Origin of the sequence: Rodentibacter myodis (assembly GCF_001999305.1) — a bacterium.
Classification (GTDB): domain Bacteria; phylum Pseudomonadota; class Gammaproteobacteria; order Enterobacterales; family Pasteurellaceae; genus Rodentibacter; species Rodentibacter myodis.
In genome coordinates this window covers 39,245-64,234 of record NZ_MLHQ01000007.1, presented here as the reverse complement: position 1 = coordinate 64,234, position 24,990 = coordinate 39,245, and the positions used below count along the sequence as shown (strand labels likewise).

The following is a 24,990-nucleotide window of genomic DNA, read 5'->3' as shown; positions in this document are numbered from 1 at the left end:
TATTAATAGGGGAATGATAAATTTCATTCCCCTTTTGGTTTATTGATTAAAATACACTTTCTTTAATGCCATCTCTAATCCACGGAATTCTGCCAAGCCTTTTAATCGACCGATAGCAGAGTAGCCCGGGTTTGTTTTTTTATGTAAATCATCCAACATTTGATGACCGTGATCCGGACGCATTGGAATTAAGCGGGTATCTCCTTTACTCAATCGGCGATATTCTTCGCTGAGTAAGGCTTTCACCACATTAAACATATCCACATCACCTTCTAAATGCGCGGCTTCGTGGAAAGTCAACGGATTTTCTTCACGTTGGGTGGAACGTAAATGAGCAAAGTAGATACGATCGGCAAATTGTTCGGTCATTTTCACTAAGTCATTATCAGAACGCACACCATAAGAACCCGTACACATTGTAAAACCGTTTGCGGGTAGCGGTTGCGTTTCGATAAACCACTGCATATCCTCAATGGTGGAAACAATGCGTGGAAGTCCCAAAATCGGGCGAGGCGGATCATCGGGATGAATGGCCATTTTGATTCCCACTTCCTGTGCAACAGGAACGATTTCCTTTAAGAAATAGGCTAAGTGAGAACGGAATTTTTCGACTGAAATGTCTTTGTAGCGATCTAATTGGTTTTGAAATTCATCTAATGTATAGCCTTCTTCAGCCCCCGGCAACCCTGCAATAATATTGCGGGTAAGTTGCTGAATCTCGGCTTCCGTCATTTTATCGTAGTAGGCTTTCGCTGCTGTAATTTCTTCCGGATTATAGGTTTTCTCGGCACCGGGGCGTTTTAAAATATAAAGTTCAAAAGCCGCAAAGGCGATATGGTCGAATCGCAGTGCTTTTGAACCATCCGGCAATTCATAAGCCAAATCGGTTCTTGTCCAATCTAAAACCGGCATAAAATTATAACAAACCGTATCAATGCCACATTGGGCAAGGTTTCGTAATGTTTGTTTATAGTGATCAATCCATTTTTGATAATTTCCGGTTTGTGTTTTAATTTCTTCGTGAACCGGCACACTTTCAACCACAGACCACGTTAGCCCCGCTTTTTCAATTTCAGCTTTACGCTTTTCAATTTCTTCAACAACCCAAATTTCACCATTAGGGATATGATGAAGTGCGGTCACAATACCGGTTGCTCCCGCTTGTCGAATATCCGATAAAGAAACCGGATCTTTTGGTCCATACCAACGCCATGTTTGTTCCATTTTTTACTCCTTTGATGATTTTAACGATCGACAACAATTGGACTCATATTAAACAAATAACCATCAAAATTAGGATCATCTACATCAGATAATTCAAACAGTTTTTGTTTAACGTTTTCTAAATGTTGCCACATTGCTTTTTTTGCCATTGCCGGATCTTTACGTTGCAAGGCAGTGATAATATTTTCGTGATCCTGCAACCAGAGATGACGATAACTCTGATTTGGAATATGTAGATGAAGCCCTTTCCACATTTGGCTGTTCATACGAAGATCCCACAAGGCTTTCTGCATTTGAACAATGACTTCATTTTGTGTAATTTCGGCGATAGTGCGGTGAAAATCTTCATCGGCAACATAATCTTCATCACCCTGTTCAAGGGTTGCCCGTTCCATTGATAAAATTTCTTTGAGTTTGGTTATATCGGATCTTGTCGCTTGAAGTGCTGCAAATTCGGCAATGCTACTTTCTAATAATTGGCGTGCCTGCAAAAGCTCAAAAGGGCCGACATCGACTTTATCTAAAAATTCATCATTGCTCGCCGCTCGTTGGGGTAAAGCAATAACATAGACGCCGGAACCTTTGCGTACTTCCACAAGATTTTCCAGTTCAAGCATAATAATGGCTTCTCGAACAACGGTACGGCTGACATTAAAATATTCGGCTAAATCACGTTCGGCGGGTAACTTATCGCCGATTTTATATTGCTGGTTTTCAAGTTGTGCTTTTAATTCATTTCCTATTTTTTTATAGGAACGTAACGCATTAAAGTTCATAAGGCTTTCCTAATTTTTATTGGATAAATTCATTTTATAATTTGGATTCACCGATTCTCCGTTAATGATGAATTGTCTTTCCTCATTTTTCGGGAGACGGAAATTAATTTCCGTATATTGAGGTGAATAATCACCGGATTTTTCTAAAGTGAGTTCGATTGTTTGAGCGGTACATTTGAGATGAATATTAAGTTTCAAATAGTTTCCTTCTAAATAATTAAAACTTTCTCCGTCATCATCAAATATGCTGATATTTCGTTCACCTTGGTTAATAAAAGGCATTACTAATAATTCTCGATAGTCATCGGATAATGTATTTTTATGCCCTTTTCTAGCCATTGGAATAACACTTCCTGCTCTTAAAAATAAAGGGATTTTTTCTAATGGTGCATCCGCTGTTATTTTTTCTCCACCATTAAACCACTTATGGTTATAAAAATCATACCATCCGGCAAAATTTTGTGGCAGATAAACATCACGGGTTCGTTGGTGAGGTTCAACAACGGAAGCAACCAATAAATCTTCCCCCAAAAGATAATCATCATTTTCCTCAAAGGTGTTTTTGTCATTTTCGTGATCAAGAAATGTTGGGCGTAATATTGGCTCGTAATGATGGTGTGCTTTCCAAAGCAAATTATATAAATAAGGCATTAAAGTATAACGTAGCTGAATAGCATCGCGAATAATGTGGGTAACTTCAGGATACATCCAAGGTTCATTGACCGTTTTATCATCATTCCAAGAATGAATGGTAAAACGCGGGTGCATTACACCATTTTGTACCCAACGTACAAATAACTCGGGATCAGGTTTATTGCCTGAAAAACCACCCACATCGTGTCCTATGTTATAAAGTCCGGAAAGGCTCATCCCTAACCCCATTTTAATGTTGTAACGAAGCGTGTTCCAACTTGTTCGATTATCGCCGGACCAAGTTTGAACATAGCGATTCATTCCCGGCGAGCCGGAACGGGAAATTAAATAAGGGCGTTTATTGGGGGTATATTCCAATTGTGCTTCATAGGATGCTTTCATCATCAAGAGAGGCTGTAACGGGCGTAATAATTTAACTGGACGCGTTTTTCCAAAATAATGGCATTTCGCATTATTATCCCAAACTTCAAATTCATTATTGTCGTTCCAAGTGGAATCAATGCCATAAGCAAGTAGTTGCTGTTTTACATTGTTTTTCCACCAATTTACGGTTGCCATATTGGTGAAATCTAAATGCGATCCTTCATCATCCCAAAACATTGATTTTTCCGGATTATCCGATTCGGAATCTTTAATAAATAGACCTAATTTTTCCACTTCTTGATAACGGGGATGATCTTGCAGTAAACAAGGCTTAATGTTCGCTGCCAGTTTCATTCCTGCATTGTGAAAGTATTGTGTCATTTCTTTGGGTTGAGGGATTTTGTCGTTATTCCAATTAAACACGTAGCGTTTTTCATTGATGGATGTATAACCTGATGATAATTGAAATGAATCGCAAGGGATATTATGTGTTTTGCATAATTCAACAAATTTTTTCAGTTGATTTTGAGCATCGGGTGCATCGGTATAATGCATTGTAGAACCGCTATAACCTAAACTCCATTTAGGGCTAAAAATCGTACCGCCGGTTAATTGGTTATATTTTTTAGTCACATCAAGGATTTTAGGCCCCAGAATGACATAGTAATCAAGATTTCCGTCTTCGGCTTTATAGCTACGATAGTAAGAATGATAGTTGTCAATTTCACTACCCAGCGTAAACCAACAATGTGCAAGATTATCGTAATACAAACCATAACTCACTTCAGGGGTATGCGTGATATAAAATGGAATATGCTTATAAAGCGGATCGGTGGATTCGGCGTTATATCCCATCGCATCAAGGTTACGCATTTCAAAACGCCGACCGTGACGGTTGAGATTCCCTGTTTTTTCGCCCAATCCATAATAATGTTCCTGCACATCTCGTTGCAAATAGTGGGATACTTCGGTATTTGAGATACCCATTAAATAAGCACCGGTTTTTCTGTCGGTAAATAAGGGTTTCCATTCATTTCCCTGTTTATATTTCCATTCTAAATAGAGTGGTTGATGAACGATAACTTTTAAAAGTGCGGTCGAAATTTCAAGTGTTTTTTCCGTTTGTTTGATTTCATAGTTTGGGCAAGAAAAACCGTCTAATGACCATTTATCACGACCTTTCCAATCTATATCCGACTGATTGGGCGTGATCGCCCAAGTGTGAGGTACGGTAAATACTTTGTTTTTTGTAAAGGCAACACGCAACAGATCATTTTCTAATACGAAAATATGTAATTGGTAACCCTGATCACAGTTAATATCAATACGATGATTTTGATTTTCTTTAAAATGCCAATTTTTAATCGATCTCATCTTCTTTTCCTAATGCTATAAATTAATAACCTAATAACCTAATAACCTAATAACCTAATAACCTAATAACCTAATAACCTAATAACCTAATAACATTTGCGGTAACGCAAGACTTAGTGAAGGCACATAAGTGACTAAAAGAAGCGTTAAAATCAGCACAATATAGAATGGAAGTAACGGTTTAATAACTTGGTTGATTTTCACTCCGCCTACCGAACAACCGATAAAGAGTGCGCTACCAACCGGTGGCGTACAGATACCGATAGAAAGGTTAAATGCCATTAAGATACCAAAATGAACAGGATCCATTCCCAATTCTGTGACGATAGGTAAGAAAATTGGTGTAAAGATAAGCAATGCAGGTGTCATATCCATAAATACCCCGACAATCAATAGGAGCATATTGATAATTAACAGGATAACAATAGGGTTATCTGAAATATTTAATAATGCATCGCTGATCGTATAAGGAATATCGGCATTTGCCATTGCCCAAGACATACCCATCGATGTGCCGATTAAGAGTAAGACAATTGCAGTGGTAAGGACAGATTCTAAAATAATGTTTGGCAACTCTTTAATGGTAACTTCTTTATAAAAGCCTACCGCGAGAATTAATGTATAGACAACGGCAAATGCAGAGGCTTCGGTTGCGGTGAAAATACCGCCAATAATTCCCCCCATAATTACAATGATTAAACCTAGACTTGGTAAGGCATCAAGTGTTTTTTTCACCGCTTCGGAACGGGTCGGCTTTGGCGAAACCGGATATTTTCTTTTTTTAGCAATCACGGCAACCACAAGCATTATGCCTAACCCCATTAAGATACCCGGAATGTAGCCGGCAAGGAATAAAGCACCAATAGATGTACCACCTGAAATGAGGGAGTAAACAATAAATGTATTACTTGGTGGAATGAGTAAACCGGTTGGACAAGAGGCAATATTCACAGCCGCTGAAAAGGACGGATCATAGCCTTCTTTCTTTTGTAGTGGCGACATAATCCCACCCATTGCCGCACCGGAGGCGACTGCTGATCCGGAAATTGAGCCAAACATCATATTGGCTAATACGTTGACGTGTGCAAGCGAACCGGGTAAGCGACCACCAATCACTTTTGCAAATTCAATTAATCGTATGGCAATACCACCACGATTCATAATATTTCCGGCTAAGATAAAAAATGGAATCGCAAGCAGTGAAAAACTATCTAATCCCGAAGCCATTTTTTGTGAAATAACCGTAATTGCAGCATCAAAAGGAATTGAGAGACTGATAGTGAGAAGGGAGGCGAGTCCAATCGAAAATGAAATTGGTACACCAATAAAGAGTAATACAAAGAAACTTGAGCAAAGCACAATAATATTTGACCATTCCATTTTATCCTCCTTAACGAGCCGATGTGAATAATGAAATCGAATTCATATTATGGATATTGTCGATAATATCCCTTAAAAGATAAATCAGCATAAAGCAACCGCTTAAAGGGATTGCAAGATAGACAAGCCCCATTTGAATTCCCAATACTGGGGAAATCTGCCCATTATTCATCGTATCAATAACAAGTTTAAATCCACCATAGCACATAATAATGGTTATAAAGGCGACACTGATGAGGTTAATAATGAGTTGCAGGCGATTTTGACTAATTGGCGAATTTTCAAATTTGCTTAATAGAAGATCAATGGCAAGGTGTTTTTTCTGACCTAATGCATAAGCCGCCCCCATTAAGCCTACCCAAATAAAAAGAAAGCGTGCTATTTCATCGGTATAAGTGCTTGGTGTGCCAAGGATATACCGAGAGAGAACCTGCCAAACTACACAACACACCAAAAATGAACTTAAAGCTACGCAAATTGTAGATAGCACCTTATTTATTGTGGTGATGAATTTACTCATAGTCACTCCTTAATTTTGTCATTCATTAAAATTGGTGAGCCAATTATGAGGAAAAAATCTTTTTACGCAATGTTTTTTATTTAAAAATGTGATCAGGATCACCAATTTGACATAATTGGATTGACCGGTTTGAAAATTTTGGTCTATTATCTTTGCAACATCCGAGTTGTTAGAGGATTATTCTTCAATTTATTTACTATGGGAGATGCATTATGCAAATCAAAAAAAACGTTCTTTCTTGTGCGTTGACGTTGGCATTGTCTGCAGGTATGGCGTTTTCGGCTTCGGCAAAAACAGTGCTGAAATTAAGTCATAACAATGACAAAACTCACCCAGTGCATATTTCAATGCAGTATATGGCAGATGAAGTAAAAAAATTAACCAATGGTGAAGTGGTTGTGCGTATTTACCCGAATAGCCAACTTGGTACGCAGCGAGAATCTATGGAGTTATTGCAGTCCGGTTCGCTTGATATGGCAAAATCAAATGCCAGCGAGTTAGAAGCTTTTGAGCCTTCTTACGGTGCATTCAATATTCCATATCTTTTCCACAATGTTGATCATTATTATCAGGCATTGCTTGATCCGGCTGTTGGACAAAAAATTCTTGAGGCATCAAAAGGTAAGGGGTTTATTGGTTTAACTTATTATGATGGCGGGGCGCGTAGCTTTTATGCAGATAAACCGATTAAATCACCTGCCGATCTTAAAGGGATGAAAATTCGTGTTCAACCAAGCCCTACTGCGGTGGAGATGATCAAACTAATGGGCGCATCGCCAACGCCTTTGGCTTATGGTGAACTTTATACGGCATTACAACAAAAAGTGGTTGATGGCGCGGAAAATAATCAAACCGCATTAACGTTGGCACGTCACGGCGAAGTGGCAAAATTTTTTAGTGAAGATGAACATACGATGATTCCTGATGTACTGGTTATCGGGCAGAAATCTTGGGATAAATTAACACCGGAACAACAAAAAGCCCTTAAAAAAGCGGCGGATGATTCAATGATGTATCACAAGGATTTATGGCAAAAAATGATCGCCGAGACCACTAAGGAAGCAAAAGATAAATTGGGTGTGGAATTTGTCAAAGTCGATAAACAGCCATTCATTGACGCGACAAAAAGTATGCACGATGCCGCAAAAGCAAATCCTTTACTGAAAGATTACATCGAACGTATCGATACTTTAGCAACAAAATAATCAATATAAGAGAGGATGCTTGAGCGTATCCTCTCATTTTGGGGCAAATATGAAAAAAATAGCATTTATCGGCGAATGTATGATTGAGTTAAATGGTAAACCATTTGGTGAAATGTGGCAGAGTTATGGTGGCGATACGTTAAATTCCGCCGTATATCTTAGTCGGATCAGCCCGCCGGAAAGTATTCAGGTGCATTATGTTTCCTCCCTCGGAGCTGACAAGCTAAGTGGACAAATGCGTCAATATTGGCAGGCGGAGGGGATTCATACCGATTGGGTATTGAAAGATGAAAAACATCAGCCGGGGTTATATCTCATTCAGTTAGATGAATGGGGAGAACGCACTTTTCTTTATTGGCGCAATCAATCGGCGGCACATTATATGGTGCAGCATACTGGTTTCCCTCAGGTTTTGAGCGAACTTCAGCAGGTAGAGATGATTTATCTGAGCGGTATTTCCCTTGCAATCTTGCCGAAAAATGACCGCACTTTCCTGATTGACCAATTATCAATTTTGTCTCAAAAAGGCGTTCAAATTGCCTTTGATAGTAATTTCCGCCCAACACTTTGGGATTCCTTAAAAGAAGCACAAGATTGTTATTTACAATTATTGCCTCTTGTCAATCTCGCGTTGGTGACTTTTGATGACGAGCAATTATTGTGGGGCGATCACAATGAACAGGCGACATTATCCCGTTTACATCAAATTGGCATACCAAAAGTGGTGGTAAAGTGCGGTCAAAATGGTGCAGTTTTTTCCGATTCTCAAATTTCTCAATATGGGCAGGTTACGCCTGAAGCGGTTTTAAATGTTGTGGATACCACCTCTGCAGGGGATTCCTTCAATGCCGGATTTTTAAACGGTTATTTACAAGACAAAACCTTAGATATTTGTTGCCGACAGGGTAATCGCATTGCAGGGATTGTGATTCAACATAAAGGGGCGATTATTGATAAAAACGCCACTTCTCATCTTAAATCTGAATTTAATTAACGGAGTAGAATATGAACATTGCAGCGAACCATAATTTTAAAAATAAATTGATCGTAATTACAGGAGCAGGGGGCGTATTATGTGCATTCCTTGCGAAACAATTAGCACATACCAAAGCGAATATTGCCCTGCTTGATATTAATTTTGAGGCGGCAGATAAAGTGGCACAAGAAATTAATCTGGCAGGAGGCAGTGCCAAAGCCTATAAAACCAACGTGTTGGAACTTGACGATATTAAAAATGTGCGAAATCAAATTGCGGCTGATTTTGGCACTTGCGACATTTTAATCAATGGCGCAGGCGGCAATAATCCGAAAGCAACGACCGATAACGAATTTCATCAATTTGATTTGAATGAAAGCACCAAAACCTTTTTTGAATTGGATAAATCAGGTATTGAATTTGTCTTTAATCTCAATTACTTAGGGACATTATTACCCACACAAGTCTTTGCAAAAGATATGTTGGGGAAACACGGGGCAAATATCATCAATATTTCCAGTATGAACGCTTTCACGCCCTTAACTAAAATTCCGGCTTACTCCGGTGCAAAAGCGGCGATCAGCAATTTTACCCAATGGCTTGCCGTGTATTTTTCAAAAGTCGGTATTCGTTGCAATGCGATTGCACCGGGATTTTTGGTGAGCAATCAAAACCGTGCTTTATTATTCGATACGGAAGGCAACCCAACTGCCCGAGCCAATAAAATTTTAACCAATACTCCAATGGCACGTTTTGGTGAACCGGAAGAATTGCTTGGTGCATTGCTCTTCTTAATTGACGAAAATTATGCGAGTTTTGTGAATGGCGTTGTTGTACCGGTTGATGGTGGCTTTTCGGCTTATAGCGGCGTTTAGGAGGATAAAATGAAACCATTTATGGATGAAGATTTTCTGCTTTCGACCCACACGGCAAAAACGCTCTATCACGATTATGCCAAACACCAGCCTATTTTTGATTATCACTGCCATCTTAATCCAAAAGAGATTGCGGAAAATCGTCAATTTAATGATCTTGCCGAAATTTGGTTGGAAGGCGATCACTACAAATGGCGTGCAATGCGTACGGCAGGTGTGCCAGAACAATTCATCACAGGAAAAACGGACAATTACCGGAAATACTTGGCTTGGGCAAACACCGTGCCGCTTTGTATCGGTAACCCCATTTATCATTGGACACATTTAGAATTACGCCGTCCTTTTGGTATCACAAATACCTTATTTAATCCTCAAAATGCGGACAAAATTTGGCATCAGTGTAATGAAATGTTGCAACAACCCGAATTTTCCGCCCGTGGCATTATGCAACAAATGAATGTCAAATTAGTAGGGACGACAGATGATCCCATTGATTCCTTGGAATATCACCAATCCATTCGCAATGATGAAAGTTTTAATATTGATGTTGTCCCGAGCTGGCGTCCGGATAAAGTATTCAAAATTGAACTGCCGTCATTCAACTCATATATCGCCCAATTAGGCGAAATTTCAGAGGTAGAAATTCGCACCTTTGCCGATTTGCAAAAAGCGCTGCTAAAACGATTGGATCATTTTGATTTACAGGGCTGTAAATCGGCGGATCATGGTATGGAAATTGTTCGTTTTGCCCCAATTCCCGATGAAACCGTGTTAGATAACATTCTGCAAAAACGCTTGCAAAATCAACCGCTCTTAGAACAAGAAATTGCTCAATTTAGTACGGCAATTCTCGTATGGTTGGGTGCGGAATATTGTAAACGTCAGTGGGTAATGCAAATGCACATTGGTGCTTTGCGTAATAACAACAGCCGAATGTTTGCGTTACTGGATGCCGATAGTGGATTTGATTCTATTGGTGATCGCACCTATGCCGAGCCACTTTCCCATTTATTAGATGAAATGGACAAGCAAGATCAATTACCTAAAACCATTCTATATTGCCTAAATCCCCGTGATAACGAAATGATTGGCAGTATGATTGGTAATTTTCAAACCGGCGGTATTGCAGGAAAAATCCAGTTTGGTTCAGGTTGGTGGTTTAACGATCAAAAAGATGGAATGGAACGCCAATTACAACAACTCTCCCAATTAGGGCTATTAAGTCAATTTGTCGGAATGTTAACGGATTCCCGCAGTTTCTTATCTTATACCCGCCACGAATATTTCCGCCGTATTTTATGTGAAATGGTCGGGAAATGGGTGGAAAATGGAGAAGCACCAAATGATATGCCATTGTTAAGTAAAATGATTGAAGATATTTGTTTTAACAATGCCAAAGGCTATTTTAAATAGGAGAAGTTATGCCATACACAACCAATCAAATTATAGAAAAACTTCGGGCATTGAAAGTTGTTCCTGTGATTGCTTTGGATAATGCACAAGATATTTTACCCTTATCCGATGCTTTGGCAGAAAATGGTTTACCGGTTGCGGAAATTACTTTCCGCTCTGATGCTGCTGCGGACGCAATTCGTTTATTACGCTGTCATCGCTCCGATTTTTTAATTGCTGCGGGAACGGTTTTAACTTCAGAACAGGTGGTTTTGGCTAAAAATAGTGGTGCTGATTTTATTGTTACACCGGGCTTTAATCCCAAAATTGTGAAATTATGCCAAGATTTGGATTTACCTGTTACACCGGGTGTCAATAATCCGATGTCGATTGAAGCCGCATTGGAAATGGGCATAAATGCCGTAAAATTTTTCCCTGCCGAAGCATCGGGCGGGGTGAAAATGATTAAAGCCTTACTCGGCCCTTATTCACAGTTGCAAATTATGCCGACAGGGGGAATTGGATTGCCGAATATTAAGGAATATCTTGCGATTCCAAATATTGTGGCGTGTGGAGGCTCTTGGTTTGTCGATAAAAAATTGATTCAAGCTAAAAATTGGGGGGAAATTGGTCGCTTAGTGAAAGAAGTGGTGGAATTTACCCGATAAAATTTATTTAGATAACAAAAGTGCGGTCAATAAAAACAATGTTTTTTATGACCGCACTTTTTATTTTGTGAATTAAGCCTTTTTCAAAAATTCGGATTTCAACATAATTTTGCCGCAATCTACATTGTGATCGCCATTGACTAAACGGATATTTTTGAATTTTGTGCCTTTTTTCAAGACTTCGGATGAGCCTTTTAGTTTTAAATCTTTAATCAAAAGCACATCATCGCCATCGGCAAGCAGGTTTCCATTGCTATCTTTTACGATAAGTTGATCTTCGTCTGCTTCAACAGGTTCATTTCCATTCCATTCATAGCCACAATCAGGGCAAACAAAATTGACGGAATCGTGATAAACATATTCGCTATGGCATTTTGGACAAGTCGGCATTTGATCCATTGGGTTTTCCTTCTTAATTAAAATATAATGGCGGGCGAGTATAGCAAAAAATGGCATTTGTACCAAAAGTGCGGCCGTTTTTTTAATCGTTTTTAAGGAGCAAAAATGAAAAAACAAATTTTGACAATGGTATTCGGAGCGTTGTGTGCCGGTACAGCGTTTGCGCATCATCTACAACTTGAGCAATCCCTGCCGATGACAAAAGTATCGGAATATGGCGAAATTGTGTTAGCCGGAAAGGCGGCGAAGTTTCAGCCTTGGACGTCTTCAGCATTGGTGGGGAAGGTGAGAGTGGTACATCATTTGGCTGGAAGAACGGCGGCAAAAGAGAAAAATCAGGCAATGATTGAGGCGATCAAAGCCGCGCATTTTAATCCGACAAAATATCAAACCACAACCATTATTAATGCCGATGACGCGATTGTAGGAACAGGAATGTTTGTTAAAAGCAGTGCGGAAAAAGGGAAAACGGAAAATCCACACAGCCAAGTGGTGTTGGATGATAAAAGTGCGGTGAAAAATGCTTGGGGTTTGAAAGCAAAAGAGAGTGCGATTATTGTGTTAGATAAAAATGGTAAGGTGAAATTTGTGAAAGAAGGGAAGTTGTCTAATACGGATATTCAAACGGTGATTGCGTTGGTGAATGATTTAACCAAGTAATCGAGGGCGGAAGTGTAAACTTCCGCTTTTTTTGTATCTTTTGTTTGTGATGTGTTTTGTACAGATTGACAAAAAATATGAAAAAAATGAAGGGATTGTTTGGGTTGAAGTGCATAAGAGTTAATCGGTTAAACCAAAGAAATGTGATGAAGATCAAATTTTTTAGAAATGTTGGTTGGTGATATGGGCGAAGCTCTCTAAAATCCGCTTCAATTTTCACTTCATTTGAAAAAGAATTTCATAAATCTTAATTAAGGAGTAAATCGTGAGTATTGCTATTATTATAGCGACCCATGGCGTTGCAGCGGAGCAACTTCTCAAAACAACCGAGATGTTGATCGGCGAGCAGTCGGACGTAGCCTATATTGACTTCGTTCCCGGCGAAAATGCTGAAACCATTATGGGGAAATATCAAGCGTTGGTAGAGGGCAGTTTATCCCATTGCGATAAAGTGCTTTTCCTCGTTGATATGTGGGGTGGGAGTCCGTTTAATGCGGCGAACCGTTTTCAGGAAGGTAAAGACAATATGGATGTTGTCACCGGCGTGAATATTCCAATGTTGGTGAATACCTGTATGGCACGTGATGATGTTGAATCGTTAGAAGAATTGGTTGAAGTGGCGTTAGAAGCCGGTTCAACCGGTATTCGTGCGTTAAATCATCAGCCTGCAGAGGCGGAATCTGTCGCAGCGGCAGCCCAACCACAACCCCAATCTCAATCCCAATCAGCACCTAACCCACAAACTCAGGTTGTGGATGATGGTCGCCGTATGACGGTTGCGTTGGCTCGTATTGATGATCGTTTGATTCACGGTCAAGTCGCAACGGTTTGGACAAAAGAAAGCAAAGTCAAACGCATTATTGTGGTGAATGATGATGTGGCGAAAGATAAAGTTCGTACCACAATGTTGAAAAGCGTTGCGCCACTAGGTGTGACGGCACACGTAGTTGATGTGGCGAAAATGATTCGTGTCTATAACAATCCCGAATATGCCGATGATCGTGTGATGTTGTTGTTTACCAATCCAAGCGATGTGTTGGCATTAATTGAAGGCGGTGTACCGCTCACTTCAATTAATGTTGGCGGTATTTCCCACAAAGAGGGAAAACAAATGGTAAGTCACGCTGTGGCGGTGGATCAAAAAGATATTGATGCCTTTAAAGCCATTGATGCCAAAGGCGTTGAATTGGAAGTACGCAAAGTATCGAGCGATAGCCGTCAATCAATGATGGATTTATTGAAAAAAAATAACTTAATCTAAGGAAAATTATTATGGAACTCTCCGTATTACAAATTGTTTTAGTGTTCCTTGCCGCTTGTATTTCAGGGGCAGGATCAATTCTTGATGAATGGCAAACCCAACGTCCAATTATTGCTTGTACATTGGTTGGCTTGGCGTTATCCGTTGGTGCGCCAAATGCGGTGGAAGTGATCACCAATGCGATCATTATCGGCGGTACGCTTGAATTAATGGCATTAGGTTGGATGAATATTGGTGCAGCCGTTGCACCGGATGCCGCGTTGGCTTCGGTGGTTTCAACCATTCTTGTGATTGTGGGCGGTCAAGAAATTGCAACAGGTATTGCCGTTGCAATTCCGCTTGCCGCAGCAGGTCAAGTATTGACTTACGTAGTGCGTGCCATCACCGTTGGCTTTCAACACGCGGCGGATAAATCCATTGAGGACGGCAGTTTAACCCGTTTGGATTGGCTACATCGTGGTGCGTTAATGCTTCAAGTAATGCGTATCGCCATTCCGGCACTTATCGTTACATTAACGGCGGGGACGGATGTGGTTCAAACAATGTTAAATGCGATTCCACCGGTGGTGACAACCGGGCTTAAAATTGCAGGTGGCTTTATTGCCGTTGTGGGTTATGCGATGGTGATCAATATGATGCGTGCCGGTCACTTAATGCCTTTCTTCTATGCAGGTTTTGTGATTGCCGGTTATACGGATTTTAACCTTGTTGCACTTGGTGTTTTAGGCGCAATTATGGCCGTGCTTTATATTCAGTTACATCCGAAATACAACAAAAGCCAACAAGTGGTTATGGCACAATCATCCGATAACGGCTTAGATAATCGCTTAGACTAAGAAGGAATTTATTATGACGAATGAAACTCAAGAAATAACAAAAAAAGTAACACAAGGTGATTTGAATGCGGTGGTTCGCCGTTCAAATTTATTCCAAGGTTCGTGGAACTTCGAGCGTATGCAAGGCTTAGGCTTTGCCTATTCAATGACACCGGTGATTAAACGTTTATATCCTGATCCCGCTTCACAAGAACGTAAAGACGCGATTAAACGTCACTTGGAATTTTTTAATACCCAACCATTTGTGGCAGCTCCGGTGCTTGGTGTCACCATTGCGATGGAAGAAGAACGTGCGAATGGTAAAGAAATTGATAATGCTGCTATTAACGGGATCAAAGTCGGTTTAATGGGGCCACTTGCCGGTGTGGGCGATCCGATTTTCTGGGGAACGGTGCGTCCTGTATTTGCCGCACTGGGTGCAGGGATTGCTTTAAACGGATCAATTCTTGGCCCGATTTTATTCTTCATCTTATTTAACCTTGTGCGTTTAGCCACCCGTTATTACGGCGTTATTTATGGCTACAAAAAAGGGTTGAATGTGGTGCAGGATATGAGTGGCGGCTTGTTGCAAAAATTGACCGAAGGGGCATCGATTCTCGGTTTGTTTATTATGGGGGCATTGGTTCAGAAATGGACAAGCATTAATGTTCCATTGGTGGTTTCAACCATTCAAATGCAAGACGGCACAGAACAAACCACTACCGTACAGCAAATCCTTGATAGCTTAATGCCGGGGTTATTGCCATTATTATTAACGTTTGCCTGTATGTGGTTATTACGTAACCGCGTTAATGCACTTTGGATTATCGTAGGCTTCTTTGTGATCGGTATCTTAGGCGCTGCGACAGGGGCATTAGCGTAATGATTAAATAACACTGATTAATTGCAATTTTTCAGTATTATTTCCATTATGTACAAGAAAAAGTAGGGACGCACTTAGCGTCCTTATATTCGACATAGTATCGGAAAAGATAAAAAGAGCGGTCAATTTTGACCGCTCTTTTTGTTTAAGGTTATTGCTTACGCCAAGTTGTGCCGTTTGCTCCGTCTTCTAATATGATTCCCATTGCGGTGAGTTCATTACGTGCTGCATCGGCGGTTGCCCAATCTTTGGCTGCTCGGGCTTCGTTGCGTTGTTTGATTAAGGCTTCAATTTTTGCAACTTCGCTATCGTCAGAACCGGCTTGTAAAAAGGTTTCCGGATCACTTTCAAGCAAACCTAAAATACTGCCAAGTTCACGCAAACGTGCGGCTAAGCCATTGGCTTTTGGCATATCTTCAGTTTTAAGTTTGTTTAACTCTCGTGTCATTTCAAATAACACTGAAAGGGCGTTTGGTGTGTTGAAATCATCATCCATCGCCTCACGAAATGCTTCAACAAAATTTTCGCCGCCAAAAGTGACCGCACTTTTATCTGTTCCCCGCAATGCCGTGTATAAGCGTTCTAAGGCTTGTTGTGCAAGATTGAGGTTTTCTTCGCTGTAATTGAGTTGACTACGGTAGTGGGCGGTGAGTAAGAAATAACGCACGGTTTCTGCATTGTAATGGCTTAATACATCACGAATGGTGAAGAAATTGCCAAGGGATTTCGACATTTTTTCTTTATCTACCATAATCATACCCGAGTGAATCCAGTAATTGACGTATTCACCATCGTGGGCGCAACAAGATTGGGCAATTTCATTTTCGTGGTGTGGGAACATTAAATCCGAACCGCCACCGTGAATATCAAAATGATTGCCTAATTGCTTGCTATTCATTGCGGAACATTCAATATGCCAGCCCGGGCGACCGGCTCCCCAAGGGGAATCCCAACTTGGTTCGTTTGGTTTAGACATTTTCCATAGCACAAAATCCATTGGATTTTTTTTGATTTCATTGATTTCAATCCGTGCGCCGGCTTGGAGTTGTGCCAAATCTTGGCGTGATAATTTGCCGTATTCTTTAAAACTTTCCACATCAAACATCACATCGCCGTTATCAGCCACATAAGCGTGTCCACGTTTGATAAGCAGTTCAACAATTTCGATAATTTCAGCAATATGATGGGTTGCACGGGGTTCAAAATCAGGTGGCAGCACATTCAATGCCGTAAAATCTTTGTGCATTTCCGCCACCATACGATCCACTAATTGATCGCAGGTTTCTTTATTTTCCAACGCACGTTTGATGATTTTATCGTCCACATCAGTAATGTTGCGCACATAGGTTAAGTTGTAGCCCAAATAACGTAAATAACGGGCGATTACATCAAAGGATACAAAAGTGCGTCCGTGTCCGATATGGCATAGATCATAAACGGTTACGCCACACACATACATTCCCACATTATTTTCGTGGATAGGTTTAAAAATTTCTTTTTCTCGGGTGAGGGTATTAAAGATTTTTAGCATTTTGAACTCGACTTAAAACTGGTAAAACATTTGGAAAACCGACCGCACTTTATAGCACTTTTGCCGTGATTGTGAAATAATACTGCCCTTTATTTTACGAAAGGAAAACAAAATGGTTACGTTACACACAAATTTTGGCGATATTAAAATTAAATTAGATTTTGATAAAGCACCGATAACGGCAGAAAATTTTTTAAATTACTGTAAAGAGGGTTTTTATAATAACACAATTTTTCATCGCGTTATTGATGGTTTTATGATTCAAGGCGGTGGAATGGAAAGCGGTATGCGTGAAAAAGCGACCAAAGCCCCGATTAAAAATGAAGCCAATAACCGCCTAAGCAACAAACGTGGCACCATTGCAATGGCTCGCACTTCTGATCCACATTCTGCCAGTTCGCAATTTTTCATTAATGTTGCGGATAACAATTTCCTCGATTACCGTTCAAAAGAAATGTTTGGTAAAGAAGTGTTGCAAGAATGGGGTTATGCCGTATTTGGTGAAGTGGTGGAAGGAATGGACGTTGTGGATAAAATCAAAGGTGTTAAAACCGGCAACAAAGGTTTCCACCAAGATGTGCCGAAAGACGATGTGGTGATTGAGTCGGTTTCTATTGACGAATAATAAGTTGTTTGCACCCGTTTTAAACGGGTGTTTTTCTAAGGGAATGTTATGCCTTTTTTCGACACACACACACATCTTGATTACCTTCAGCAATTCACCGGTGAGCCACTTTCGCAATTAATGGAAAATGCGAAGCAGGCAGGGGTGGAAAAAATACTTATTGTTGCCGTGTTGCAGCGGGATTTTAAAACGATTCAAAAAATGACCGCACTTTATCCGCAAAATTTATATTATGGCTTGGGGCTGCACCCGCTTTATATCAAAGAACATTTGGAAGATGATTTGATGTTGTTAGAACAGGCCTTAGCGCACCGTGATAAAAACTGTACGGCGGTGGCGGAGATTGGCTTAGAGCGTGCAATTCCTGATTTGCTGAGTGAGGAACTTTGGAAAAAACAATGCCATTTTTTTGAAAGCCAGCTTTATTTGGCGAAGCAGTTCAATTTATCGGTAAATATTCACAGCCGAAAATCACACGATCAAATTTTTACCTTTTTGAAACGTATTTCTCCCGCAAAGTGTGGTGTAATTCACGGTTTTGCCGGAAGTTATGAGCAAGCCAAACGCTTTGTGGACCTTGGTTATAAAATTGGCGTGGGCGGTACCATTACTTATGAACGTGCCAATAAAACCCGTCAAGCGATTGCTAAATTACCGTTAGAGGCGTTGGTGTTGGAAACCGATAGTCCCGATATGCCGGTATTCGGTTTTCAAGGGCAACCGAATCGCCCTGAGCGAATCGCAGAAAGTTTCAAAGCGCTATGCACGTTGAGGGATGAATCAGCGTCATTCATTGAGCAGATAATTTGGGAAGAGAGCGTTACTTTATTTGCTAAATCTTAAATCGATAAATCACTTGATTTGCCGAACCTCGCCAGATCAGGCTAGGATCAGCAAGTTCTTGAATAAATTTACCGTCAATAAGCACATCAATGTAGGGTAACATAGCTCGTTGTTGTTCACCAAGTTCATCTAATTTATAGCCTGTCCATACCCAAATATCTTTATCAGGGCATTCGCGTTTGAGACGTTGTACAAAAGGTAGAAGCGTTTCTACGTTGCGAGGGTGGAGTGGATCTCCGCCGGAAAGGGTTAATCCTTGGCGTTTGATTCGGGTATCTTTTAAATCATTAATGATTTGTTGTTCCATTGCTTCATCAAAAGGTACCCCGGCACTGAATGACCAACTTTTTTGGTTGTAGCAACCTTTGCAACCGTGTGTACAACCACTGACAAATAACGTACAACGCGTGCCTTCGCCATTTACAACATCTGTGGGATAGTATTGGAGGTAGTTCATGTTTGCTCCTTATTTGGAGAGTGATGTAAAGAATTTATTAAATTGTACCGTCCGTCTTTAAGATAGCTATAAAGATCGTTATTAGATTGTCTATTTGGGGGCGAAGATAACTACCTCAAAATATTTTTTTCTCTCCATTTGTAGAGAGTGTAAAGATGACAATTTCAAAATATCTTTTCCTGCTCTCCGCTTGCGGAGGGGGGAATCCATTTTTATCATGCTGTTACCGACTTTTCTTAGTGCTATGTTCATTTCTTTTAAGTATGGTAAAACGACAAGCAGGCACATGTCGCTGATTTAGTTTAAATTCTCATCAAAATTGACCGCACTTTACAATTAACCTTTGCAATGCTGAGCCAATTCTTGCATAATACGCGCCAATCGCATTTTGCGGTATCAATGGAAACCTTCTCGGTCTCTCGCAACGGTGTCCGGTTTACTCGGTCAGGTTCGGAAGAAAGCAGCCAAAGTCGGAAGTGCTGTGTGCCGAGAAGAAGCTGGGGAGGTTTCCGCCCAACTTCCTTTCTATACTCGTTCAACCAATCGTTTAAAGAATCCGTTCTCTTTTGCTATCAAGGTTTCATAATTGCCTTGTTCGATCAGTTTTCCTTCATCAATGACGCAAATATTGTCAAATTGTTCAATAGCGGTTAAACGGTGGGTCACCATCATCAGTGTTTTATTTTCTGCGTGTTGTAAAATTAAACGTAAAATTTGGCGTTCCGTTTCACGATCAAGCCCTTCGGTTGGCTCGTCCAATAATAAAATGGGGGCGTTATTTAATAAAATACGTGCAAGTCCTAAACGGCGTTGCTCTCCGCCGGAAAGGGGGCGACCACCATCGCCAAGCCAAAGATCCAATCCTTGTTCTTGATCTAATAATTTCCCTAATCCCACCTGATTTAGCACAGCTGTCATTTTTTCATCGGAAATGGGGTGGTTATCGGCAAACTGTAAATTTTGACGTAAAGTATCGCTGAATACGTGAACACGTTGGGTTAAAAAACAAAATTGTTCACGTAAGGTTTGTTCGCCATAAGCAGAAATTGGTTTTTCGGCAAGTAAAAGTTCGCCCTGATTGACATCATAATTACGCACCAAAAGTTGAAGTAAGGTGGATTTTCCACTGCCGGTTTTGCCAAGAAGGGCGATTTTTTGTCCTTGCTCAATGTGAAGTGTGAGGTTCTCCAAGGCGGGATTTTCTCGTCCCGGGTAAGTAAAATTCAAATTCTTGGCAGAAATTAACCGCACTTTGGCTTCAAATTTGGTATCCCCCTTAAACGCCACTAAGGGTTTTTGTTCAATAATATCCGTTACCCGTTCTGCCGCCGCAATGACTTGTCCAATATGTAAAAAGGCGGCACCCAATGGTGTGATGATTTCAAATGCCGCCAACGCCGCAAAGGTAAATAAGGCGATAAAGGCAGTATGATATTCATCCGTTCCCAAATCGGCACGGCTGCTAAACCATAGCATTGCACAAACGAGCAAGCCGTTTAAGAACATCACAAGTGCGGTTGAAAATCCGCTTAGTTTTGCTTCTTTTGCTTGATTTTCTAACCAGTTTTTTTCGGTTGCCATCATTTTGGCTTTAATTTTATCCTCGGCATTAAAGAGTACAAGTTCAGCTTGGGCTTGGATAAATTCCAAAAATTGTGAGCGGTAAGCCGCACGTGATTGAATTAACGATTTACCGAATTGTTGCCCTAAACGATAGAAAAAGGTTGGAATCAGGATTAAGGATACAAGTAGAAATCCGCCTAAACCAAGGGCGAGAGGGGGATTGATAAAGCTCAAGCCAAGAGTCATTGCCACAATGACAAAAATTGCCGTAAGGAATGGGGCAAGCAGGCGTAAATAGAGGCTATCAAGGGTATCCACATCGGAAACTAAGCGGTTTAATAAATCACTGTTGCGATAACGGCTTAATACGGCAGGGCTTAAAGGAATGATTTTTTCAAACACTTGTACACGTAATTTTGCCAAAATGCGGAAAGTGGCATCGTGGGTGATGATTTTTTCAAAATAACGTGTAATTGTTCGTCCCACAGCCAAACCACGCACACTGGCGGAAGGATAGAAAAAGTTAAATAATGTGCCGAGTCCAGCAATGGCGGTTGCCGCTAAAAACCAGCCGGAGAGTGTGAGCAAGCCCATACTGGAAGCCAGTCCTAATATCATCAATACTAAGCCTAAAACTAGGGGCAATTTCACAAATTTGAATAAACCGATAAAAGGTCGTAACGCGCGCATTATTGAATGTCCTGTTTTCGTTGGGCGAGGAGTTCGGCAAAAAAGCCTTTATTTTTAAGTTGTGAAAAATCACCTTGTTGCACAATTTTGCCTTGTTGCATCACAAAAATTTGATCGCATTGTTTGAGATCTTCAATACGATGGGTAATCATCAAGGTTGTTTGATAGCAGCTCATTTCACTTAAAGCCTGTAAAACCAGATTTTCCGATTGAGCATCAAGGCTGGCGGTGGGTTCGTCAAGTAAGAGTAATTTTCCTTTGTTATGCAACAACGCCCGTGCAATGGCGAGGCGTTGTGCTTGTCCTAGGGAAATCCCTAAACCACCGTCTTTAATTTCATAAGAAAGCCCAAGTTTATCGGTAAATTCTTTGGCTTGAGCAAGGCTTAACGCACGATTAATTTCATCCTCGCCGGTTTGAATATCGCCAAGTAATAAATTTTCCCGAATTGTCCCCTGTAATAGCAACGGATTTTGTCCCACCCACGCAATTTGTTTTCGCCAATTCGTCAGATTGCTTTCACGCAATTCTTGTCCGTTAATTTTGAGTGAACCCTCATAGGGCAAAAAGCCTAAAATAGCATTGATTAGTGAGGTTTTGCCCGCACCGCTTTGCCCCACTAAAGCAATGTTGTGATTTGCCGGAATATGGAAGGTTAAAGGCTGAGTGAGGGCGATACCCTGAGGGGAAAGCACCACAAGATTTTCGGCTGAAATTTCAACCGCACTTTCAAGAGGAAGATCGCGTTCGCCTTGATTCATCGAGCGATAATCCGTTTCTAAAAAATCCACAATGGCTTCTGCCGCGCCAATACCTGCCGCACGATCGTGATAGTAAGCACCGAGATCGCGTAGAGGTTGGTAAAATTCGGGGGCAAGAATCAGGCAGAAAAAGCCGGTAAAGAGTGTTAGTGAAGCATTATAAGTGCCAAATTCAATTTGTCCTAAGTAACTGAAGCCGAAATAAACCGCCATTAAGGCAATAGAAACTGAAGTGAAAAATTCCAACACGGCAGAGGATAAAAACGCCAGTTTTAATACATCCATTGTGGTTTCACGAAAATCTTCCGTTGCGTTTTCAATGTGTTGGGTTTGTTCTAAAGTGCGGTTAAAAAGGCGTAAGGTTTCAAGACCTTGCAGACGATCTAAAAATTGTGCGCTGAGGCGGGAGAGGGTTTCCATATTTTTTTGGCTGCTGTCTGCCGCCACCATACCGACCAACATCATAAAAATCGGCACGAGGGGGGCGGTGAGCATTAAAATTAAGCCTGCAGCCCAATTTAATGGAAACACGGCAATTAAAATCACCACCGGCACAATGACGGAAAGGCTTTGTTGCGGTAGAAAACGGGCGTAGAAATTATGCAGATTTTCTACTTGCTCCAACATTATACTTGCCCAGCTACCGGCAGGTTTTTGATTGATAGTGGCAGGGCCGACCAGATGAATTTTTTCGAGAATTTGTTGGCGAATATGACTACGTAGCCGTTTGCCACTTTCAAAACCAATTTTTTCACGCCCCCATAATATTGTTGCCCGCAAAGTAAAACAGAGCATTAAACCGAGAAAATAGGGAATAAGTTCATCCCTCGGTACATTTTGCATAATCAGTTTATCAAGCAATGTGGCGAGAAAATAGGTTTGCACCACAAGAATAAGTGCCGAAAGTGCGGCAAGCGCAATATTGGCGTGCATTAATTTTTTGATGGGGTGTTGTTGCGCACGAAGCCATTTTTGCAGATATTTTTGGCGAATTTTGTCCATTATTTTTATTGGTTATCATCTAAAAATGCCCCCTCTTGGTTAAAAGAGGGGAGCGTTGGCGAGGGATTATTCCTGTGCTTCTAAGAAACGTTCGGCATCCAATGCTGCCATACAACCTGTTCCGGCAGAGGTGATAGCTTGGCGATAGTTATGATCCATTACATCACCGGCGGCGAATACACCTTCTACGGACGTGGCGGTAGCATTGCCTTCAAGCCCTGACTTCACCACAATATAGCCGTTGTTAAGTTCAAGCTGACCTTCAAAAATTTGGGTATTTGGCGAATGACCAATGGCGACAAATAACCCTTCAAGATTTAATTCTTCTTTTTCGCCTGTTTTGGTATTTTCTAAACGCAAGCCTGTTACACCCATATTATCGCCCAATACTTCATCTAAAGTGCGGTCGGTATGGAGGACAATTTTTCCTTCTTCCACTTTTTTGTATAAACGGTCGATCAGGATTTTTTCGGCTCGGAAGCTGTCACGGCGGTGAATTAAATGGACTTCGCTTGCAATGTTTGCCAAATAAAGGGCTTCTTCCACCGCCGTGTTGCCGCCGCCGATCACCGCTACAGGTTTATTGCGATAGAAAAAACCGTCACAGGTTGCGCAGGCAGAAACACCACGACCTTTATAGCTTTCTTCCGAAGGTAAACCTAAATAACGTGCTGATGCGCCGGTTGCGATAATCAATGCATCGCAGGTGAAATTTTGCACATCACCATAAAGTTTAAACGGACGGGAAGAGAGATCCACACGGTTAATATGATCAAACACGATTTCCGTATCAAATTTTTCGGCGTGTTGCAACATACGTTGCATTAAGCCTGAACCGGTCGTTTCACCAAAATCCCCCGGCCAGTTTTCAATTTCATCGGTGGTGGTGAGCTGTCCGCCTTGTTGTAAACCGGTAACCAACACCGGTTTTAAATTGGCACGAGCCGCATAAATTGCCGCTGTATAACCGGCAGGGCCGGAGCCTAAAATTAAAAGTTTTGCGTGTTTAACGTCTGACATAAAATATCCTTATGAGTATGAATTTTGATGTTATGTGCCGATTGCACAATGGATTATCCTAGTAAAAAGTGGGGACACCACGCCGGCGTCCGATAAAAATCCAATGGGATAATATTATGGACACCAAGCGTGGTGTCCGTACCCATCACGTTATTTCGTTTGCATATTTTTACGCAATTAATAAAGTAACGAATAAAGCAATCGGCGAAATTTATTTGTGAGCGGATCGGCATTACCCATTGCACTAAGAATCGATAAAAACTGTTGTTTCACTTCACCATTTTGTGCGTTTAAATCCGTTTTTAAAATACCAAAAAGGAGGGTGAGCGCTTCTTCGTTGCGATTGGCTTGGTGTAATTGCACCGCAAGTTTTATCGCGATCTCAGTTGTTGGGTTTTTGGCGAAATCTTCCTGCAACTGTTGAATTTCCGGTGTGTCGGCAGCTTGAATTAATAATTCAATTTGAGCTTGTAATCCTTGCCAACGGCTATCACGATCTTGCAGCGGAATCTGATTTAAAATGTCTTGTGCCGGTTCGGTTTTCTTCATCGCAATATAGGTTTCCGCATAAAGTAGGGCGATGTCGCTGTTTTTCTTATCGGAGACGGAGATATCCCACGCCTCTTTTAATAATGGCAATGCCGCATCATAATTTTCCACTTGCAAGAAATCCAAAGCTTGTTGGAATTTTAATTCTTCCTCTTTGGGTAAAATCACGCTTAAACGTTGCATTAATGAGGTGTGTTCAAGCGCGCCGGGGAACGCATCGAGAGCTTGTGCTTCTTTGAACAAATAGGTAGTTGGTAAGGTTTGAATCCGAAACTGTGCGGCGATCATTTGCTCTGTTTCACAGTTTACCTTACCGAGAATAAACTGACCTTGGTATTGTTCCGCCACACCTTCAAGCGTATTGAGAAAATCGGCGGATTCTTGATGGCTTGGTGCATAAAAATTGAGAACAAGCGGTTTTTCAAGGGATTGTTGTAGGATTTCGGTGAGATTTTGCTCGTTAATCTCAACAATAAAAGACAAATCAGTCATTGTTTATCCTTGCTTGGAAAAAAAGAATGGCT

The 24,990-nt window shown here is 40.9% G+C and carries 23 protein-coding genes and 1 other RNA gene; 12 read left to right on the top strand and 12 right to left on the bottom strand.

Going from position 1 to position 24,990, the window contains the following annotated elements; genetic code table 11:
- Window positions 1-39 precede the first annotated feature (39 nt).
- The 5 genes from uxuA to BKL49_RS02000 all read right to left on the bottom strand — a co-directional run bounded on the left by uxuA (window position 40) and on the right by BKL49_RS02000 (window position 6,291).
- The gene (uxuA, locus tag BKL49_RS02020) at window positions 40-1,224 is read right to left on the bottom strand and encodes a mannonate dehydratase (RefSeq protein ID WP_077422968.1); all 1,185 of its coding nucleotides are present in this window, start codon (window positions 1,222-1,224) and stop codon (window positions 40-42) included.
- 20 nt (window positions 1,225-1,244) lie between these two features.
- Window positions 1,245-2,000 (bottom strand): FCD domain-containing protein, encoded by a 756-nt coding sequence (locus BKL49_RS02015; protein WP_077422967.1) that lies wholly within the window; start codon window positions 1,998-2,000, stop codon window positions 1,245-1,247.
- A gap of 9 nt (window positions 2,001-2,009) precedes the next feature.
- Entirely contained in the window at window positions 2,010-4,391 is a 2,382-nt protein-coding gene (locus BKL49_RS02010) for a glycoside hydrolase family 31 protein (RefSeq protein ID WP_077422966.1), read from the bottom strand.
- 78 nt (window positions 4,392-4,469) lie between these two features.
- Window positions 4,470-5,771 carry a TRAP transporter large permease gene (locus BKL49_RS02005; RefSeq protein ID WP_077422965.1) on the bottom strand — a complete coding sequence of 434 codons (1,302 nt, stop codon included), beginning with the start codon at window positions 5,769-5,771 and terminating at the stop codon, window positions 4,470-4,472.
- 10 nt (window positions 5,772-5,781) lie between these two features.
- Window positions 5,782-6,291, bottom strand: coding sequence for a TRAP transporter small permease (locus tag BKL49_RS02000; RefSeq protein ID WP_077422964.1), 510 nt, complete (start codon window positions 6,289-6,291; stop codon window positions 5,782-5,784).
- Window positions 6,292-6,503: 212 nt separating this feature from the next.
- On the opposite strand from BKL49_RS02000, the gene BKL49_RS01995 reads away from it, so the two are divergent.
- The 5 genes from BKL49_RS01995 to BKL49_RS01975 are packed head-to-tail and all read left to right on the top strand — an operon-like array spanning window position 6,504 to window position 11,407.
- Window positions 6,504-7,496 (top strand): TRAP transporter substrate-binding protein, encoded by a 993-nt coding sequence (locus BKL49_RS01995; protein ID WP_077422963.1) that lies wholly within the window; start codon window positions 6,504-6,506, stop codon window positions 7,494-7,496.
- Between the two features lie 49 nt (window positions 7,497-7,545).
- Window positions 7,546-8,490: a sugar kinase gene (locus BKL49_RS01990; RefSeq protein WP_077422962.1), complete on the top strand. Its 945-nt coding sequence runs from the start codon at window positions 7,546-7,548 to the stop codon at window positions 8,488-8,490.
- Between the two features lie 11 nt (window positions 8,491-8,501).
- Window positions 8,502-9,347 (top strand): SDR family oxidoreductase, encoded by an 846-nt coding sequence (locus tag BKL49_RS01985; RefSeq protein ID WP_077422961.1) that lies wholly within the window; start codon window positions 8,502-8,504, stop codon window positions 9,345-9,347.
- Between the two features lie 9 nt (window positions 9,348-9,356).
- A complete protein-coding gene (gene uxaC / locus BKL49_RS01980) occupies window positions 9,357-10,760 on the top strand; it encodes a glucuronate isomerase (protein ID WP_077422960.1) in 1,404 nt (467 codons plus the stop codon).
- An 8-nt stretch (window positions 10,761-10,768) separates the two neighbouring features.
- Window positions 10,769-11,407 (top strand): bifunctional 4-hydroxy-2-oxoglutarate aldolase/2-dehydro-3-deoxy-phosphogluconate aldolase, encoded by a 639-nt coding sequence (locus tag BKL49_RS01975; protein WP_077422959.1) that lies wholly within the window; start codon window positions 10,769-10,771, stop codon window positions 11,405-11,407.
- 72 nt (window positions 11,408-11,479) lie between these two features.
- On the opposite strand, the gene BKL49_RS01970 is transcribed toward BKL49_RS01975, so the two are convergent.
- A complete protein-coding gene (locus tag BKL49_RS01970) occupies window positions 11,480-11,806 on the bottom strand; it encodes a zinc ribbon domain-containing protein YjdM (RefSeq protein WP_077422958.1) in 327 nt (108 codons plus the stop codon).
- A 105-nt stretch (window positions 11,807-11,911) separates the two neighbouring features.
- Here BKL49_RS01970 and BKL49_RS01965 point away from each other — a divergent pair, with 105 nt between their 5' ends.
- The 4 genes from BKL49_RS01965 to BKL49_RS01950 all read left to right on the top strand — a co-directional run bounded on the left by BKL49_RS01965 (window position 11,912) and on the right by BKL49_RS01950 (window position 15,425).
- Window positions 11,912-12,466: a YtfJ family protein gene (locus BKL49_RS01965; RefSeq protein ID WP_077422957.1), complete on the top strand. Its 555-nt coding sequence runs from the start codon at window positions 11,912-11,914 to the stop codon at window positions 12,464-12,466.
- A gap of 265 nt (window positions 12,467-12,731) precedes the next feature.
- The gene (gene manX / locus BKL49_RS01960) at window positions 12,732-13,727 is read left to right on the top strand and encodes a PTS mannose transporter subunit IIAB (protein WP_077422956.1); all 996 of its coding nucleotides are present in this window, start codon (window positions 12,732-12,734) and stop codon (window positions 13,725-13,727) included.
- An 11-nt stretch (window positions 13,728-13,738) separates the two neighbouring features.
- Complete coding sequence (locus BKL49_RS01955; RefSeq protein WP_077422955.1) at window positions 13,739-14,563, top strand: PTS mannose/fructose/sorbose transporter subunit IIC; 825 nt, start codon at window positions 13,739-13,741, stop codon at window positions 14,561-14,563.
- A gap of 13 nt (window positions 14,564-14,576) precedes the next feature.
- Window positions 14,577-15,425, top strand: a complete 849-nt coding sequence (locus tag BKL49_RS01950; protein ID WP_077422954.1) for a PTS mannose transporter subunit IID — start codon at window positions 14,577-14,579, stop codon at window positions 15,423-15,425.
- Between the two features lie 151 nt (window positions 15,426-15,576).
- Here BKL49_RS01950 and cysS read toward each other — a convergent pair whose 3' ends face one another.
- A complete protein-coding gene (gene cysS, locus BKL49_RS01945) occupies window positions 15,577-16,956 on the bottom strand; it encodes a cysteine--tRNA ligase (protein WP_077422953.1) in 1,380 nt (459 codons plus the stop codon).
- Window positions 16,957-17,068: 112 nt separating this feature from the next.
- On the opposite strand from cysS, the gene BKL49_RS01940 reads away from it, so the two are divergent.
- The gene (locus tag BKL49_RS01940) at window positions 17,069-17,581 is read left to right on the top strand and encodes a peptidylprolyl isomerase (protein ID WP_077422952.1); all 513 of its coding nucleotides are present in this window, start codon (window positions 17,069-17,071) and stop codon (window positions 17,579-17,581) included.
- Window positions 17,582-17,629: 48 nt separating this feature from the next.
- Window positions 17,630-18,424, top strand: coding sequence for a TatD family hydrolase (locus tag BKL49_RS01935; RefSeq protein WP_077422951.1), 795 nt, complete (start codon window positions 17,630-17,632; stop codon window positions 18,422-18,424).
- On the opposite strand, the gene nrdG is transcribed toward BKL49_RS01935, so the two are convergent.
- Complete coding sequence (gene nrdG / locus BKL49_RS01930) at window positions 18,414-18,881, bottom strand: anaerobic ribonucleoside-triphosphate reductase-activating protein (protein ID WP_077422950.1); 468 nt, start codon at window positions 18,879-18,881, stop codon at window positions 18,414-18,416. The genes BKL49_RS01935 and nrdG overlap by 11 nt on opposite strands.
- A 408-nt stretch (window positions 18,882-19,289) precedes the next feature.
- Here nrdG and ffs point away from each other — a divergent pair.
- Window positions 19,290-19,388: signal recognition particle sRNA small type (gene ffs / locus BKL49_RS01925), an RNA gene on the top strand.
- Window positions 19,389-19,406: 18 nt separating this feature from the next.
- Here ffs and cydC read toward each other — a convergent pair.
- The 4 genes from cydC to BKL49_RS01905 all read right to left on the bottom strand — a co-directional run bounded on the left by cydC (window position 19,407) and on the right by BKL49_RS01905 (window position 24,958).
- Entirely contained in the window at window positions 19,407-21,134 is a 1,728-nt protein-coding gene (cydC, locus tag BKL49_RS01920; protein ID WP_077422949.1) for a heme ABC transporter ATP-binding protein/permease CydC, read from the bottom strand.
- A complete protein-coding gene (cydD, locus tag BKL49_RS01915; protein WP_077422948.1) occupies window positions 21,134-22,897 on the bottom strand; it encodes a heme ABC transporter permease/ATP-binding protein CydD in 1,764 nt (587 codons plus the stop codon). The genes cydC and cydD overlap by 1 nt, the downstream gene beginning before the upstream one ends.
- A 66-nt stretch (window positions 22,898-22,963) precedes the next feature.
- The gene (gene trxB, locus BKL49_RS01910; protein WP_077422947.1) at window positions 22,964-23,917 is read right to left on the bottom strand and encodes a thioredoxin-disulfide reductase; all 954 of its coding nucleotides are present in this window, start codon (window positions 23,915-23,917) and stop codon (window positions 22,964-22,966) included.
- Window positions 23,918-24,094: 177 nt separating this feature from the next.
- The gene (locus tag BKL49_RS01905; protein ID WP_077422946.1) at window positions 24,095-24,958 is read right to left on the bottom strand and encodes a co-chaperone YbbN; all 864 of its coding nucleotides are present in this window, start codon (window positions 24,956-24,958) and stop codon (window positions 24,095-24,097) included.
- Window positions 24,959-24,990: the final 32 nt, after the last annotated feature.